Origin of the sequence: Cellulomonas sp. APG4, assembly GCF_009996735.1 — a bacterium.
Lineage (GTDB): Bacteria > Actinomycetota > Actinomycetes > Actinomycetales > Cellulomonadaceae > Actinotalea.
This window is the reverse complement of record NZ_JAACYI010000005.1, coordinates 128,997-143,051: the sequence shown is the minus strand read 5'-3', so window position 1 is coordinate 143,051 and position 14,055 is coordinate 128,997. Positions and strand designations below refer to the sequence as shown.

General features: G+C 74.1%; 17 protein-coding genes. 9 read left to right on the top strand and 8 right to left on the bottom strand.

All coding sequences use genetic code 11. The annotated features are described in order from the left end of the window. The first annotated feature begins 196 nt into the window (after positions 1 to 196). From GXB85_RS06180 to GXB85_RS06165, 4 genes are all read left to right on the top strand, one after another. Positions 197 to 1,501, top strand: coding sequence for an extracellular solute-binding protein (locus GXB85_RS06180; protein WP_161916765.1), 1,305 nt, complete (start codon positions 197 to 199; stop codon positions 1,499 to 1,501). A gap of 78 nt (positions 1,502 to 1,579) precedes the next feature. Beyond that, positions 1,580 to 2,539, top strand: coding sequence for a carbohydrate ABC transporter permease (locus tag GXB85_RS06175; protein ID WP_161916764.1), 960 nt, complete (start codon positions 1,580 to 1,582; stop codon positions 2,537 to 2,539). Further along, positions 2,536 to 3,351 (top strand): carbohydrate ABC transporter permease, encoded by an 816-nt coding sequence (locus GXB85_RS06170; protein WP_161916763.1) that lies wholly within the window; start codon positions 2,536 to 2,538, stop codon positions 3,349 to 3,351. The genes GXB85_RS06175 and GXB85_RS06170 overlap by 4 nt, the downstream gene beginning before the upstream one ends. A gap of 80 nt (positions 3,352 to 3,431) precedes the next feature. Beyond that, the gene (locus GXB85_RS06165; RefSeq protein ID WP_161916762.1) at positions 3,432 to 5,342 is read left to right on the top strand and encodes a glycoside hydrolase family 127 protein; all 1,911 of its coding nucleotides are present in this window, start codon (positions 3,432 to 3,434) and stop codon (positions 5,340 to 5,342) included. A gap of 172 nt (positions 5,343 to 5,514) precedes the next feature. On the opposite strand, the gene GXB85_RS06160 is transcribed toward GXB85_RS06165, so the two are convergent. Further along, positions 5,515 to 5,748, bottom strand: coding sequence for a hypothetical protein (locus GXB85_RS06160; protein ID WP_161916761.1), 234 nt, complete (start codon positions 5,746 to 5,748; stop codon positions 5,515 to 5,517). A gap of 133 nt (positions 5,749 to 5,881) precedes the next feature. Further along, entirely contained in the window at positions 5,882 to 7,183 is a 1,302-nt protein-coding gene (gene dinB, locus GXB85_RS06155) for a DNA polymerase IV (protein WP_161916760.1), read from the bottom strand. A gap of 76 nt (positions 7,184 to 7,259) precedes the next feature. On the opposite strand from dinB, the gene GXB85_RS06150 reads away from it, so the two are divergent. Continuing rightward, on the top strand, positions 7,260 to 8,189 hold the full coding sequence (locus tag GXB85_RS06150) for an NADP-dependent oxidoreductase (protein ID WP_161916759.1): 930 nt from the start codon (positions 7,260 to 7,262) through the stop codon (positions 8,187 to 8,189). Positions 8,190 to 8,244: 55 nt separating this feature from the next. Here the strand turns inward: GXB85_RS06150 and GXB85_RS06145 are convergent, their stop codons facing one another. Both GXB85_RS06145 and GXB85_RS06140 read right to left on the bottom strand, forming a co-directional pair. After that, positions 8,245 to 9,138, bottom strand: coding sequence for a formate/nitrite transporter family protein (locus GXB85_RS06145; protein WP_161916758.1), 894 nt, complete (start codon positions 9,136 to 9,138; stop codon positions 8,245 to 8,247). Positions 9,139 to 9,284: 146 nt separating this feature from the next. Then, the gene (locus tag GXB85_RS06140) at positions 9,285 to 9,887 is read right to left on the bottom strand and encodes an alpha/beta family hydrolase (protein ID WP_370524038.1); all 603 of its coding nucleotides are present in this window, start codon (positions 9,885 to 9,887) and stop codon (positions 9,285 to 9,287) included. A 265-nt stretch (positions 9,888 to 10,152) separates the two neighbouring features. Between GXB85_RS06140 and GXB85_RS06135 the strand changes: the two genes are divergently transcribed. Together GXB85_RS06135 and GXB85_RS06130 are read left to right on the top strand one after the other, a co-directional pair. Next, the gene (locus tag GXB85_RS06135) at positions 10,153 to 10,596 is read left to right on the top strand and encodes a hypothetical protein (protein WP_161916756.1); all 444 of its coding nucleotides are present in this window, start codon (positions 10,153 to 10,155) and stop codon (positions 10,594 to 10,596) included. Positions 10,597 to 10,715: 119 nt separating this feature from the next. After that, positions 10,716 to 10,991, top strand: coding sequence for a hypothetical protein (locus tag GXB85_RS06130; RefSeq protein ID WP_161916755.1), 276 nt, complete (start codon positions 10,716 to 10,718; stop codon positions 10,989 to 10,991). A 186-nt stretch (positions 10,992 to 11,177) separates the two neighbouring features. Here GXB85_RS06130 and GXB85_RS06125 read toward each other — a convergent pair whose 3' ends face one another. Next, on the bottom strand, positions 11,178 to 11,822 hold the full coding sequence (locus tag GXB85_RS06125) for a TetR/AcrR family transcriptional regulator C-terminal domain-containing protein (RefSeq protein ID WP_370524032.1): 645 nt from the start codon (positions 11,820 to 11,822) through the stop codon (positions 11,178 to 11,180). Positions 11,823 to 11,906: 84 nt separating this feature from the next. Between GXB85_RS06125 and GXB85_RS06120 the strand changes: the two genes are divergently transcribed. Next, on the top strand, positions 11,907 to 12,629 hold the full coding sequence (locus GXB85_RS06120; protein ID WP_161916754.1) for a DUF4386 family protein: 723 nt from the start codon (positions 11,907 to 11,909) through the stop codon (positions 12,627 to 12,629). Here the strand turns inward: GXB85_RS06120 and GXB85_RS06115 are convergent. Then, positions 12,550 to 13,038, bottom strand: a complete 489-nt coding sequence (locus GXB85_RS06115; protein ID WP_161916753.1) for a hypothetical protein — start codon at positions 13,036 to 13,038, stop codon at positions 12,550 to 12,552. The genes GXB85_RS06120 and GXB85_RS06115 overlap by 80 nt on opposite strands. Positions 13,039 to 13,281: 243 nt before the next feature. On the opposite strand from GXB85_RS06115, the gene GXB85_RS06110 reads away from it, so the two are divergent. Continuing rightward, entirely contained in the window at positions 13,282 to 13,551 is a 270-nt protein-coding gene (locus tag GXB85_RS06110; protein WP_161916752.1) for an acylphosphatase, read from the top strand. 8 nt (positions 13,552 to 13,559) lie between these two features. On the opposite strand, the gene GXB85_RS06105 is transcribed toward GXB85_RS06110, so the two are convergent. Then, the gene (locus GXB85_RS06105; protein ID WP_161916751.1) at positions 13,560 to 13,709 is read right to left on the bottom strand and encodes a hypothetical protein; all 150 of its coding nucleotides are present in this window, start codon (positions 13,707 to 13,709) and stop codon (positions 13,560 to 13,562) included. Positions 13,710 to 13,759: 50 nt separating this feature from the next. After that, the gene (locus tag GXB85_RS06100; protein WP_161916750.1) at positions 13,760 to 14,041 is read right to left on the bottom strand and encodes a hypothetical protein; all 282 of its coding nucleotides are present in this window, start codon (positions 14,039 to 14,041) and stop codon (positions 13,760 to 13,762) included. Between the last annotated feature and the right edge of the window lie 14 nt (positions 14,042 to 14,055).

The following is a 14,055-nucleotide window of genomic DNA, read 5'->3' as shown; positions in this document are numbered from 1 at the left end:
CCTAGAGCCCGTTGACCGAGCGCAACAGCGATGCTAGCGTCCCGAAAAGGGTTTCGGAAGGTTTCCGCAGGCGCCGACGACGGCGGCCCGCGGAACCGGGGGGCGGGGCCCGCGAGCAGGACGCACATCTCCATCAACGAGGACGGACGGCCCCCGCAGGGGCGGTGACGACCTCGCCCATCGCAAGGAGCTGCAGATGTTCACAACCAGGAGCGCCCGGCAGCGACGCCGCGCGCTGGCCCTCACCTCGATCGCCGCCGCGGGTGCGCTGACGCTCGCCGCGTGCGGCAGCTCGGGCGAGGAGGCCGGGGCGGGCTCGTCGGACGACGGCGACGCGGCCGACGGCGAGCTCTCGGGCACCGTCACCGTGTGGCACTACTTCAGCGAGGACAACCAGGTGGGGCTCATGGACGCCTACGCCGAGAAGTTCGAGTCCGAGCACGAGGGCGTGACGGTCGAGAACGTCTTCGTCCCCTACGACCAGATGAACTCGAAGCTCGTCTCGTCGGCCGGTGCCCAGACCGGGCCCGACGTCGTCGTCTTCAACGGCGCCGAGGCCGCGACCATCGCGCTCGGAGGCGCGCTCGCCCCGATGGACGACTACTGGGCCGACTACGCCGACGCGGGCGAGTTCCCCGACTCGGTGATCCACCAGATCGACGGCACCACCTACGCCGTCCAGGGCTACGTCAACCTGCTGGGCCTGTGGTACAACGCCGAGATCCTCGAGGAGATCGGGGTCGAGCCGCCCACGACGCTCGACGAGCTCGAGGACGCCATGGCGGCCGCTGCCGAGGCGGGCCACGACGGCATCACGCTCTCGGGCCTGCCGCAGTCGCAGGGTGAGTGGCAGGCCTACCCGTGGCTGAGCGCCGAGGGCTTCACCTACGAGGAGCCCGACGCCGGTGCCCTCGAGGCCGGCCTGGCGCGCGTGCGCGGCTGGGTCGAGAACGGCTGGCTCTCGCAGGAGGCCGTGACCTGGGACCAGACGGTGCCGTTCCAGCAGTTCACGTCGGGTGGCGTCGCGTTCGCCGAGAACGGCAACTGGCAGATGGGCGCGGCCGAGGCCGACGCCGGCTTCGAGTACGGCGTGGTCCCCCTGCCGCTGGGCGACGACGGCCAGGTGTACCTGGGCGGTGAGGGCCAGGGCATCGGCGCGTTCTCCGAGAACCCCGACCTCGCGTGGGAGTACCTCGCCTCGACGTACTACAGCCCCGAGGGCCAGGTCATGGCCGTCGAGCAGGTCGGCTCGATCCCCGCGCGCGCCGACGCCGCGGGCGACGACGCCGTCTCGAGCAACCCGCTGCTCGAGCCGTTCGCGGCCAGCATCGAGCAGTACGGCGCGAACTACCCCGCGCCGAACATCCCGCCGGCCGCCGTGGCCGACGTCCAGCTGACCGTGGGCCAGGCGTGGAGCGCCGTGCTCGGTGGTCAGCAGCAGGCCGGCGCCGCCGCGCAGGCCACCGTGGCGACCCTCGAGGGTCTGCTCGCGCCGCAGTGAGACGTCCGGCGGTCGCCCGTCCCCTGCGGGCGGCCGCCGGGCCCCGCTCCTCGACCCACCGAGCGTGAGGACGCCCCCATGACCACGCAGTCCGCACCCGTCGGCGCTGCCGCCGCGGCCGTGCGCACGCGCCGCACGGACCCGGCGGGACGCACGGGCCGCCGTCGGCCCCGGCAGGTGCGCCTGCTGTTCCTGCTGCCCGCGGCGATCTTCCTGGGCCTGCTGAGCCTGTTCCCGCTGATCCAGCTGCTGCGCATGAGCGTGAGCGCCGTGACCTCGGCGACGCTCAACCAGTCGTGGGACTTCGTCGGGTTCGAGAACTTCGCCGAGGGCTTCGCGACCGGCCAGAGCACCGAGGCCCTCCAGCGCACGCTCGTGTTCGTGCTGGTGGTCACCGTGCTGGGCATGGTGCTCGGCCTCGCCGCGGCGATCGCGCTGCGGTCCCGCGGCCGGTGGTCGGGGTTCCTGCTCGCGCTCATGGTGTTCGTCTGGGCCCTGCCGCCCGTGGTCAACGGCTCGGTGTGGAAGTTCCTGCTCGGTGACGCCGGGCTGATCAACACCCTGCTGCTCGACTCCGGGCTGCGCGACGCACCCGTGCCGTTCCTCTACGACCAGTACTGGGCGCTCATGTCGGTGGCCTTCGTCAACTCGTTCGCCGTGATCCCGTTCAACGCGCTCGTGTTCCGCGCGGCGCTCATGAACATCCCGCCGGAGACCTTCGAGGCCGCGGCGCTCGACGGCGCGAACCGGTGGCAGGAGGTGCGACACATCATGCTGCCGGCCGTGCGGCCCACGACCCTCGTGCTGCTCGTGCTGACCCTGGTCTACGGGTTCCGCAGCTTCGACTTCATCTACGTCATGACCTACGGCGGCCCCGGCACGGCGACCAACACGCTGCCGTTCCTGGGCTACCTGCAGGCCTTCGTCCGCTACGACTTCGGCCTCGGCGCCGCCACCTCGGTGGTCACCGTGGTGGGGGTCCTGGTGCTCGCCGTGGTGTACGCGCGCAGCATCCGTCGAGAGGAGGCCGAGTCGTGAACCGGCGCTCGGGTCCCGTGGTGGTGGCGGTCAAGCTGCTGCTCACCCTCATGTACGGCGTGCCGATCCTGTGGATCCTGCTGACCTCGTTCAAGAGCTCGGCCGACGTGTTCAGCACGCAGTCCTCGTTCCTCTTCCGCCCCGTGACGACGGCGTACGTCGAGGCGTTCGACGGCGCGTTGCTCGAGGCGCTGCGGCAGTCGGTGGTCATCGCGACGGGCACGACGGCGCTCGTGCTGCTGCTCGCGATCCCCGCGGCCTACGGCCTGGCGCGCACGCGCGGCTGGCTGCCCTCGCTCGGCCTCGGCCTGCTCATCGTGCTGCAGATGATGCCGCAGACGGCCACGGTGATCCCGCTGTTCCAGATCTTCGGGCGCTGGCGGCTGCTCGACTCGACGTTCGGGGTGATCCTGGCCGACGCCGCGCTGCTCATCCCGTTCGCGACGCTGCTGCTGCGCCCGTTCTTCCGCGCGGTGCCGCCGCAGCTCGAGGAGGCCGGCTCGATCGACGGCGCCTCGGTGCTGCGCACGTTCTGGTCGATCGTGCTGCCCGTCGCCCGCAACGGCGTCTTCACGGTCGGCACGCTCATCTTCCTGCTGGCCTGGGGCGAGTTCCTGTACGCCGTGAACTTCTTCCTCTCGCCCGGCAGCTACCCGCTCAGCGCGCTGCTCGCCCAGCAGGTCTCGGCCTTCGGCATCAACTGGCCCGGCCTCATGGCGCTCGCCGTGCTCACGTCCATCCCGATCCTCGTCGTGTTCACCGCGACGTACCGCCTGCTGCGCGACGGCCTCACGGTCGGCGCGGTCAAGTGACCGCCCGCCGCACCGTCGCACCCACCCGCCCGGGCACGCCGTCGTCGGCGGTCCGGGAAGAGACAGACCAGGAGACACCCATGCCTGCCAGCACCACGGCCGCCCGCGGCCTTCCCGTCGCCCCGTCACGCGGACGGCTGCGCCCGCTCGGCCTCGACCAGGTGAGCATCGACGGCGGGTTCTGGGGCGAGCTCCAGCAGCTCAACGCGACCACGATGATCGAGCACGCCGAGGGCTGGATGGAGCGGCTCGGCTGGACCGGCAACTTCGACGCCGCTGCCGAGGGGCGGCTGCCGGCGGACCGGCGTGGGCGCGAGTTCTCCGACTCCGAGATCTACAAGCTGCTCGAGGCGATGGCGTGGGAGTACGGGCGCACGCGTGACGACGCGATGGACGCGCGGCTGCGGCGTCTCGCGGCGCGGGTCGCACGCGCCCAGGAGCCCGACGGCTACGTCAACACGCGCTTCGGCCGCCCGGGGCAGCAGCCGCGGTACTCCGACCTGCAGTGGGGCCACGAGCTGTACTGCTTCGGTCACCTGATCCAGGCGGGCGTCGCGCGGGCGCGCACCGGGCACGACGACGAGCTGGTGCAGGTCGCGGTGCGGGCCGCCGACCACGTGTGCGCGACGTTCGGCCCCGACGGCAACCCGGGCGTGTGCGGGCACCCCGAGATCGAGGTCGCGCTGGTCGAGCTGTTCCGCGTGACGGGCGAGCAGCGCTACCTGGACCAGGCGCGGCTGTTCGTCGAGCGGCGCGGCCACGGCGTGCTGGGCGAGATCGAGTTCGGCCCCCAGTACTTCCAGGACGAGACGCCGGTGCGCGAGACGCCGGTCATGGTGGGGCACGCGGTGCGTGCGCTCTACCTCGCGGCCGGGGCGGCCGACCTCGCGGTCGAGGATGCCGACGACGAGCTGCTCGAGGCCGTCACCGCACAGACCCTCGCGACGCTCGCGCGCCGCACGTACGTGACCGGCGGCATGGGCGCGCACCACGAGGGCGAGTCGTTCGGCCAGGACTTCGAGCTGCCGCCGGACCGCGCCTACTCCGAGACCTGCGCGGGCATCGGCTCGATCATGGTCAACCAGCGGCTGCTGCTCGCGACCGGCGACGTGCGGCACGCCGACGCGGTCGAGCGCACGCTCTACAACGTGCTCGCGACCTCACCCGCGCAGGACGGTCACGGGTTCTACTACACGAACACGCTGCACCAGCGGGTGCCGGGCCGCGTGCCCGAGCCCGACGAGGTGAGCCCGCGCGCCGCGTCGAGCCTGCGCGCGCCGTGGTTCGCCGTGAGCTGCTGCCCGAGCAACGTCACGCGCACGGTCGCCTCGCTCGGCGCGTACGTCGCGACCACCGACGACGACGGCGTGCAGGTGCACCAGTACGCGCCGTCGACCATCCGCGCCCAGGTGGGGGGCGAGGACGTGGTGCTCGACGTGCGCACCGCGTACCCGGCCGACGGGCACGTGCAGGTCACGGTGCTCGAGGCGCCGTCGTCGGCGTGGAGCTTGAGCCTGCGGGTGCCCTCGTGGGCCACGGGCGCGACGCTGAGCGACGCGCAGGGGACGCGCGAGGTCGCCCCCGGGTACGCGACCGTGTCCGGGGAGCTGCGGCGCGGCGACGTCGTCGTGCTCGACCTGCCGGTGGAGGCGCGCTGGACGTGGGCGGATCCGCGGGTCGACGCGGTGCGCGGTCAGGTGGCCGTCGAGCGCGGGCCGGTGGTCATGTGCCTCGAGTCCGTGGACCTGGGGGCGGACGTCGCCACGGTGCAGGTCGCGACGGATCGTGCGCCCGTGGAGCGCGACGGCCAGGTGCTGGTCCCGGCCACCGTGCTGGACCTCGCCGAGCCCGAGGCGTGGCCGTTCGGCACCGAGCCGGGCGCGGGCGCCGTCGCGGCACGCAGCGAGCAGCGCCTGGTCCCGCTGGTCCCGTACCACCACTGGGCCAACCGCGGCCCGTCGACGATGCGCGTCTGGCTCCCCACGACCTGAGCCCGGGCACGCCGCGAGGTCAGCACCCCGCGCCGAGGTCGCCACTCACGAGCGGCGACGTCGGCGTGGAGCGGCGACCTCGCGGGAGGGTGCGGCCGCGTCAGCACCTCGGCGACCCGTGTCAGGCGGGTCGACCGTCGATGCTGCGCGACCGGGTCTGCCGGCCGGCCCGTCAGCCCAGGACGGGCGGGATCAGCTCGAGTGCGCGCACGACGAGCACGGCGCCACCGACGCCGATCGCGGTCCACAGGGCCATGCTCCCGGCGACGTAGCCGGCGACGCGGCTGCGCGGGGCGGGGGACTCGAGGCCCGGGGCCGGGGTCTCGCGGATCCAGCGGAAGACCTCACGCACGGGGCGGGTGCTGCCGGTGCGGGGGCGTGCGTGGTCGGCGGTCAGGGTGCTCATCGGGCGCTCCAGGGGTGCGGTTCGCGTGGTTCGTGGCCGGGGTCACCGGCCCCTCCATTGTCCACGATGCGGACGGTGGCGGAGACCGCCGAAGGGCCCAGGAGCGGGTGATCCTGGGCACGCCAGGCGGCTGTCAGGGCGTGCCCGACGACGCCCGAGGTGCAGGAGGTGCGCCGCCGTCGAGCTCGTGCTCGGCGAGCTCGCGGAACTCGTCGGGCACCGCCGCGCCGCGGCGCAGCAGCGCAGGCAGGTACCCCACGGCGTCGGTACCGAAGCGCTCGCGGATCGCGTCCATCTGGCCGTCGACGGCGCGCCGCGACGCCCCGGTGCGGGAGCCCGGTCGCCACGGGTCGGGTGGCGGCAGCTCGAGCTCGAGCTGCAGCGCGCGCTGCCGGTCGAGCTTGCTGACCGAGATGCCCAGCAGCGTGATCTCGGGCCGTCCGGCCTCGTCGATCGCCCCGGTCGCGAGACGCTCGGCCACCTCGGTGAGTGTGAGCGTCGCGGCGACGGGCTGGCTGAGCGTGCGCGCCCGCGTCACCGAGCGCATGCCGGCGAAGCGCACCCGCACCGTGATCGTGCGCCCGGCGACGCCCTTCGCGCGCAGGCGCCGCGACACCCGGTCGGCGAGGTGCGCGAGCACGGCACGCACCAGCTCGGGTTCGGGGGAGCGGCGCCCGAGCGCGGACTGCGCCCCCACCGAGCGGGCGCGGTGCGAGGTGACCACGCGCCGCGGGTCCTCGTCGTGCGCCATCGCGAGCAGCTTGTGCCCGACGGCGTGGCCGAGCAGCCGCTCGACCGCCGACGACGGCGTCGCGGCGAGCTCGCCGATGGTCGTGATGCCCTGGGCGGCGAGGCGTTCCTGGTGCACCGGCCCCACGCCCCAGATCAGCCCGACGGGCAGCGGGTCGAGGAACGCGCGCTCGGTGCCGGGCGCGACGACTACCAGCCCGTCGGGCTTGGCGACCTGCGACGCGATCTTCGCCAGGTGCTTGGTGCGCGCGACACCCACCGAGATGGGCAGCCCGATCTCCTCCCGCACCCGGGTGCGCACGTGCCGCGCGATGTGCTCGGGCGTCCCGAACAGGTGCGTGGCCCCCGCGACGTCCAGGAACGCCTCGTCGATCGAGATGCGCTCGACCAGCGGCGTGACGTCGGCGAGCACGTCCATCGCGGCGTCGCCGAGCCGCTGGTACTCGCGGAAGTGCCCGCGCACGAACGTGAGCTCGGGGCACAGCCGGGCCGCGCGCCACCCCGGCATGCCGCCCTGCACCCCGAACGCCTTGGCCTCGTACGACGCCGCGAGCACCACGCCACCGCCCGGCCCGCCGCCCACCGCGATGGGCCGCCCGCGCAGTGCAGGGTCCAGCAGCTGCTCGACCGAGGCGTAGAACGCGTCGAGGTCGGCGTGCAGGATCGTCGCGCCACTCACGGGCATGGTCGAAGGCTAGTCGAACACATGTTCGAACGACAGGCGTGGAACAGAACCGCCGTCGTGCCGCGTTGCCGCCCACATGCGAGCCATCACGTACTCCCGCTTCGGCGGCCCCGAGGTCCTCGAGCTCACCGAGCAGCCCACGCCCACCGTCCCGCCCGACTCGGTGCTGGTGCGCGTACGCGCCACGTCGGTCAACCCGGTCGACTACCTGGTGCGCGAGGGCAAGCTCGAGGGGCTCATGGACGCCTACTTCCCCGTCGTGCCCGGCTGGGACGTGGCCGGCGTGGTCGAGCAGGTGGGCCTCGACACCCCCGAGTACCAGGTGGGGGACGAGGTCTACGGCTACGTGCGGACCGACGTGCTGCACGGCGGCACCACGGCCGAGCTCGTCGCGGCCCCGGTGCGCACCCTCGCGCGCAAGCCGACGACGGCGTCGTTCGAAGAGGCCGCGGCCCTGCCGCTCGCGGGCCTGACCGCCCACCAGTCGCTGCGCCGCCTCGAGGTGGGCGAGGGCGACACCGTGCTGATCCACAACGCGGCCGGCGGTGTGGGCTCGTTCGCGGTGCAGATCGCCCGGGCCCTCGGCGCGCGCGTCATCGGCACCGCGTCGCCCGCGCGGCACGACTACGTGCGCGACCTGGGCGGCGAGCCCGTCCCCTACGGCGACGGCATGGTCGCGGCCGTGCACGAGCTCGCGCCCGACGGCGTCGACGTGGTGCTCGACCTCGTGGGCGGCGGCGCGGTGCGCAGCACGCCCGAGGTGGCCAAGGACGCCGTGCGCGTCGCGTCGATCGCCGACCCGCAGGTGGGCGAGGTGGGCGGGTTCTACCCGTGGGTGCGGCCCAGCACCGCCGACCTGACCGCGCTCGCGGCCCTGGTTGACGAGGGTGCGGTGCGGGTCGAGATCCAGCAGGTGTTCGACCTCGAGCACACCGCGGACGCGCACCGGCTCGTGGCCGAGGGGCACACCCGGGGCAAGGTCGTCATCCGCGTGAGCGAGGGCTGACGAAGCGCGCCGTCGTCGGCCCGGGCCCGGGCCTCCCGGTCGACGACGGCGCCCGTCAGAGCTCCGGGCGGTCCGTCCCGGCGCCGGGGTTGCCCTCACCCGCGCCGCGGCGGCGCAGGTACGCCTTGTCGTCGTTGACGTAGGCGTAGTAGAAGCCGATCAGCAGGCCGCCGCCCACGAAGTTCCCGAGCAGCGCGATGCCCACGTTGCCCGCGGCCAGGCCCACGTCGATGCCGTCGCGCAGGCCCACGATCCCGAACAGCACGGTGTTCGCGACCGAGTGCTCGAGGCCCAGGAACGCGAAGACGAAGACGGACATGATCATCGCGAGGCTGCGCGTGAGGTCGTCCTTGATCAGACCGTTGTAGACCAGCAGCATCGCGAGGTTGATGAGGAAGTTGCACAGCACCGCGCGCACGAACAGGTCGCCCCAGCCGGCCGCGCCCGCGCTCACGTACTCGAGCTTGTGCTCGACCGACGCGGCCATCTCTTCGCCGGGCGCGCCGTCGACCAGGGTCGAGTACTTCAGCAGCACCGCGACCAGCGCGCCGCCCAGCAGGTTGCCCGCGTAGCAGAGGCCGAGCACGCGCAGCGCCTTCCCGAGGCTCGTGCGCCGGTGGTACGCGCCGATCGAGACGATCATCATGTTCGACGTGAGCAGCTCGGACTTCGTGTAGTAGATGAACACGAGCGCCCAGCCGAACGTGAGCGCGCCCGCGATCCGACCCAGCGTGCGCAGCGTGGTGTCGCCCACCTCGACCGCGTCGAAGGCCGCGACCACGGCGTAGTTCGTCACGTAGAAGACGCCGATGAGGATGCCCGCCATCGCGGCGCGCTGGAGGTAGCGGCGCGCGAGCTCGCCGGACATCGTCGTCTTGGTCTCGAGCGCCTCGAGCGCGGTGCTGATGAAGAACTTGCCCGGGAAGAGCGAGGCGGGATCGGCGGCCATGGGCGTCACGCTGCCACGGGAGGTGTCGGCCGTGCGGGACTCCTGTCCCGCGGGAGCGGCTGCGGGAGGTGCTGCGTCGCCGGGCCGTGGCGCACCGATGCTCGCGACGCCCCCGTCGTGGGCGTCCCGACCGCGTGGCCGCCGCGTCACCGGACGCGGTCCGCGAGCCACGTGCGCACCACGGGCCGCAGGTCCGCCACGCCTCGGCGCAACGAGTGGTCGCCCGGGACCACCACCACCTCGGTCTGCGGGCCGCCGTCGGGCACGCCGTAGGGGTCGGTCGCGCCCTGCACCACGAGCGTCGGGACGCCCGCGCCGTCGAGCTCGTCCTGGCGCGACGGTGCGTCCGGGCGGCCCGGCGGGCGCGTGGGGAAGGCGAGGCACAGCACGCCGTCGGCCGCGGCGGCGCCCGCGGTGCGGCACGCGACGCGCGCCCCTGCGGACCGTCCGCCCTGCACCAGCGGCAGGCCCGCGAGCTCGTCGGCCCGCAGTGCGGCGAGCACCTCGAGCCAGGCCTCGTCGAGCGCGGGTGGTCGCGGCCCGGCCTTCTTGCCCGCCACCCGGTAGGGCTGCTCGACCCGCACGACGACGGCGCCCAGCGCGGTCGCCTCCTCGGTCACGGCCAGCAGGTCCGGCGCGTCGACGCTGCCGCCGGCGCCGTGCCCGAGGATGACGGCGAGCCGAGGGGCGCCGTCGGGCACGTGCACATGAGCGCGGGCCGTCCCGTGACCTGTCTCGATCTCGCGCATGCTCACGTCCGCCACGCTAGCGGGCGACACCCCTGCCGCGGGCGACACCCCCGCTGTGCTCGGCCGACGCCGCTGCGCCCATCCCACCCCGCGGGGGCGCAGCGTGGCGATCGCCGTCGGCTCGGCGGTCCGCCGGCGCGGTCCGCGCGACGTGTGGGTCCTATGAGGTGCGTGAGACGCCACAGGGTCCCCGCCTGTCCCCTCCGTCACGTCGACCGCGTGGGCGGACCGGCCGGGCTGGCGCAGGAGGGCGAGGATGGGGCGCATGGGATGGGACGAGGTCGAGGAGCGCCTGGCCGCGACGCTGCGTGGACTCGCCGAGGGCACGTCGGCGGTGGCCGACGCGGCTCCGGCGCGCGAGGCGGTGACCCGACGGCGGCGCCTGGGCGGGCTGGTCGGCGAACGCCGCGGGATGGTCCGGGCCTACGTCCAGTGGCTCCGGATTGACGACACGCTGCACTGCGAGTGCGTCGGCGGGCCGCAGGTGGGCGGAACGTTCCCGTGGTCGGACGCCGAGCACGCCGCGCTCCTGGCGCTCGGATGGTCAGCGCCGGTGCACGCGCGGGTGCCCACCTACACGCGCGTCTGGACGGGTTCGGACGCGGGCGACGACGTGCTGACCCTCGCGGCCCAGCTCGCCGTCCGCACGTTCCGCGACGTGCTGGGCAGTGCCGAGCCCGACGGCGTGACCGTGCAGGTGAACACCTGAGAGCGGTGGTGGCAGCACCACCGGGAGGACGCGCGCAGGCACTCTCGTGGCGCCGTCGGCTCCTCGCGAGGCTGGAGAGGCCCACCAGGGCTCCGGCCCGACGACCCGAGGAGAGCACCATGAGCACCGAGCACCCGAACCCGACCACACCGTCCACCCCGCCGTCGACGTTGGCTCCCGCCACCGCGCCGCAGGGCGTGACCCCGCAGCGCGCGTCCCGCGGCTGGTGGATCGCCGGCATCGCCACGGCGGTGGTGCTCACGAGCCTCGGCAGCAACGCGTTCGCGCGGACCGAGCTGGGGCAGGACGTCACGCAGAAGGTCGAGACCGCGACGGATCGTGTGGACCACGGCGTCGAGGGCTTCGTCGACGGCATCGACCGCGCCCTGCCCTGACCATGCTCTGTCCCTGACTGAGCGGTGTCCCTGCCCGTGCCGTGCCTCCGACCGGGCCCTGGCCCTGACCGCGCCCGCGTCCCCGATCCGATCCGATCGCGCGCCGAGGTCGTCACGTCGCGCCCACGTCGCCACTCGCGGGCGGCGACCTCGGCGGGGAGTGGCGACCTCGCGGTGGGTTTGGGCCTACGGCGGGGCGAGGCGGCGTTCGACGCCGTCGAGCACCAGGTCGAGGCCGCGCGCGAACTCGTCGTGGGGGTCGCGCCCTGCGGCGACGTACGCCTCGGCGACCTGCTGCAGGTGGGGGTACGTGCCGCCGTCGGGCACGGCGCCGGCCGCCTGCGCGACGTCGTCGGCCGTGCGCACGCGCAGCTGCTGCTCCTGGAGCACGAACCCGTAGACGTAGCTGTCCACCACTGACACGGCGCCGACGGCGTCGACCGGGGTGAAGCCGCAGGTCAACAGCGCACCCAGCATCCTGTCACGGTGGCGCAGGCCGGCGGGCCCCGCCTCACGCGACTCGATCAGCGCGAGCGCCCAGCTGTGCCGTGAGAGCACCTCCCGCGCCGAGGCCGCGACGTGCTGGAGCGCCTCGCGCCACCCGGCGCCCGGAGGTGGCTCCGAGATCTCGCCGACCACGGCGTCGACGATCCCGTCGAGCACGGCCTCCTTGTTCGGGACGTGGTGGTAGAGCGACATCGCCTCGACACCGAGCCGCTCGGCGACCTTGCGCATGCTCACGGCGGCGACCCCGGCGTCGTCCGCGACGGCGACCGCTGCGGCGAGCACCCGCGTGCGGTCGAGGGGCGGGCGGTCGGTGGTGCGGGGCACGGGCGCTCCAGGGTCTGGCGATGGTTTACGCGTGTAAGGTAGCGTGCCTCCTGTCGCCTTACACCCGTAAGTCTAGGAGTCCTCATGGCCAGCATCGAACCCAGCACCTTCGACACCACGCGCGGGCTCGATCCCAGGCGCGCGAGCATCGCGGCCGGCGTCTGCCTCGCCGTGGGCCTCGGCGCCGGGCTGGTCAGCGTGGTGCCCGTGCTCGAGCAGCCCGGGTACTTCCCGCAGCTGGCTGCGAGCGAGGGGCAGCTGATCCGCGGCGCCCTCGCGCAGGTGGCGATGGCGCCGGCGGTCATCGGTGTGGCGCTCGCCCTGCACCCGGTGGTGCGCCGTGCGGGCGCGACGCTCGCGCTCGGGTTCGTCGGGCTGCGCCTCGCCGCGGGCGTGCTGCACCTGGTGGCCGCGGCGCTCCTCCCGCTGCTCCTCGAGGTGGGTGCCGCGGGTGAGGACGCCGCCGTCACGGCCGAGGTGCTGCGCCGCGGCCGCGACCTGCTGAACCACGGCGCCGTCGTCATCGCGGTCGCGGGTTCGGACCTGCTGCTGTTCACCCTGCTGCGCCGACGGCGGCTCGCACCGTCCTGGCTGACGACGTGGGGCATCGCGGGGGCCGCGCTCGCGATCGGGGCGAGCGTCCTGGTGCTGGGGCGCGTGGTCGAGGTGGTGAGCACCCCGCTCTACCTGGCGCTCACCGCACCCGCGGCCCTGCACCTGGTGGTGCTCACGGTGTGGCTGCTGACGCGTGGCCTCTCGGCCGGGCGCGTGGCGACCGAAGCGAACGCACCAGCAGCGCGAGGCTGAGCAGCAGCACCACGTGGACGGCGGGGCTCATGGCTCCGTGCTCGAGCCACCCGCGCCATCCCGGCGTGAGCCCGTCCGGCAGGGGCGTGGGAGAGGCCGCACTCGCTCCGCCCACGACGACGAGCGTCCCGGTGACCAGCGCGAACGCGGCGGGCAGGGCGATGCGCCCGCGCCCGCCGTGGCCACGCAGGGCGAGCCACAGCCCCCCGAGCGCCGCCGCGCTCAGCACGGCGATCCCGCCGAGCGGCAGCACCGGGAGCCGCGGCTCGTCGATCGCGACGATCGTGTTCTCGAGGTCGACCACCGCCCCCGACTCCTGCGCGATCACCTGGATGCTCAGCACCCCCACGGCAAGCACGAGCAGCGCACCCAGCGCCGCCCCGGCCACGGCCCAGACGAGCCACCTCATGCGTCCCCCTTGATCGACTCCGTCGAGGGTGTCACACACCGCCGACGCCCAGACAGCCGGGCCCAGGTGCCCGGCCGTCTCACCGGCTCGGCCGTTCTGCCGGCCCCGCCGGCCCTTGCCCGCGTGCGGGCGGCCCTGCCCGCCGCGCAGCCCGCCGCCGGGCCGGCCCCGGCCGCACCTGCCACCACCACTGCGCCGAGGCGCCCGTCGTCGTCGCTGCGCCGGGCGGCGCAGACTGGGGGCATGGTGCGACGGCGGATGACGGTGCACGGGGTGGTGCAGGGCGTGGGCTTCCGATGGGCGTGCGTCGACGAGGCGGCGAGGCTGGGTGTGACGGGCTGGGTGCGCAACCTGCCCGACGGCGCGGTCGAGATCGTCGCTGAGGGGGCGGCCGACGCCGTCGGAGCCCTCGCGACGTGGGCCGAGCAGGGCCCGCCCGGCGCGACGGTGACGCGCGTCGACGTGAGCGACGAGCCGCCGTCGGGCGCGGTGGGATTCCGCATCCGTAGCTGACGTCGGTGTCAGCGCGCCGGGCCTCCGGGCTCCAGGCCGAGGTAGGGGCCGAGCAGGCGACGCAGCGGGGCGAGGATCGCAGCGCGCTCGTCGTCGGGGCTGGCCCGTGACCGCGCCCGGGCCTCCTGGGTGCTGCTGAGCACCATGGCGTCGATCATGTCCGCGACGGGCTCGGGTCGGCCTCGCCGTGCTCGCGCGTAGCCCGCGGTCAGGCTCCGAGCACCATGAGCAGCAGGGCCATGACCCCGACCATCGCGCCCACATGGACCAGCCCCGTGCGCCAGAGGTTGCCGGTCCGCGTCGCTCGAACGGCCGCGGCTGCGGCCGCCACCGGTAGGTAGATCACCACCATCGCGGCGATCACGTTGCCGACCGGCCAGGGCCCTGTCGACTCGGACGGCAGCAGCCGGCTCGCACTGGAGGTGACGGCGAGGTAGGCGACCAGCAGCCATCCCGCGGTCAGTGCGGCGGTCGCTAGGGTGCGCGTCATGCGATGCGAATGCG

What these genes read in the sequence shown, in the direction of transcription:
- GXB85_RS06180 (WP_161916765.1), top strand. Translation starts at nt 197, where the DNA reads ATGTTCACAACCAGGAGCGCCCGGCAGCGACGCCGCGCGCTGGCCCTC.
- GXB85_RS06175 (WP_161916764.1), top strand. Translation starts at nt 1,580, where the DNA reads ATGACCACGCAGTCCGCACCCGTCGGCGCTGCCGCCGCGGCCGTGCGC.
- GXB85_RS06165 (WP_161916762.1), top strand. Translation starts at nt 3,432, where the DNA reads ATGCCTGCCAGCACCACGGCCGCCCGCGGCCTTCCCGTCGCCCCGTCA.
- GXB85_RS06160 (WP_161916761.1), bottom strand. Translation starts at nt 5,748, where the DNA reads ATGAGCACCCTGACCGCCGACCACGCACGCCCCCGCACCGGCAGCACC.
- dinB (WP_161916760.1), bottom strand. Translation starts at nt 7,183, where the DNA reads ATGCCCGTGAGTGGCGCGACGATCCTGCACGCCGACCTCGACGCGTTC.
- GXB85_RS06150 (WP_161916759.1), top strand. Translation starts at nt 7,260, where the DNA reads ATGCGAGCCATCACGTACTCCCGCTTCGGCGGCCCCGAGGTCCTCGAG.
- GXB85_RS06145 (WP_161916758.1), bottom strand. Translation starts at nt 9,138, where the DNA reads ATGGCCGCCGATCCCGCCTCGCTCTTCCCGGGCAAGTTCTTCATCAGC.
- GXB85_RS06140 (WP_370524038.1), bottom strand. Translation starts at nt 9,887, where the DNA reads ATGCGCGAGATCGAGACAGGTCACGGGACGGCCCGCGCTCATGTGCAC.
- GXB85_RS06135 (WP_161916756.1), top strand. Translation starts at nt 10,153, where the DNA reads ATGGGATGGGACGAGGTCGAGGAGCGCCTGGCCGCGACGCTGCGTGGA.
- GXB85_RS06130 (WP_161916755.1), top strand. Translation starts at nt 10,716, where the DNA reads ATGAGCACCGAGCACCCGAACCCGACCACACCGTCCACCCCGCCGTCG.
- GXB85_RS06120 (WP_161916754.1), top strand. Translation starts at nt 11,907, where the DNA reads ATGGCCAGCATCGAACCCAGCACCTTCGACACCACGCGCGGGCTCGAT.
- GXB85_RS06115 (WP_161916753.1), bottom strand. Translation starts at nt 13,038, where the DNA reads ATGAGGTGGCTCGTCTGGGCCGTGGCCGGGGCGGCGCTGGGTGCGCTG.
- GXB85_RS06110 (WP_161916752.1), top strand. Translation starts at nt 13,282, where the DNA reads ATGGTGCGACGGCGGATGACGGTGCACGGGGTGGTGCAGGGCGTGGGC.
- GXB85_RS06105 (WP_161916751.1), bottom strand. Translation starts at nt 13,709, where the DNA reads ATGATCGACGCCATGGTGCTCAGCAGCACCCAGGAGGCCCGGGCGCGG.
- GXB85_RS06100 (WP_161916750.1), bottom strand. Translation starts at nt 14,041, where the DNA reads ATGACGCGCACCCTAGCGACCGCCGCACTGACCGCGGGATGGCTGCTG.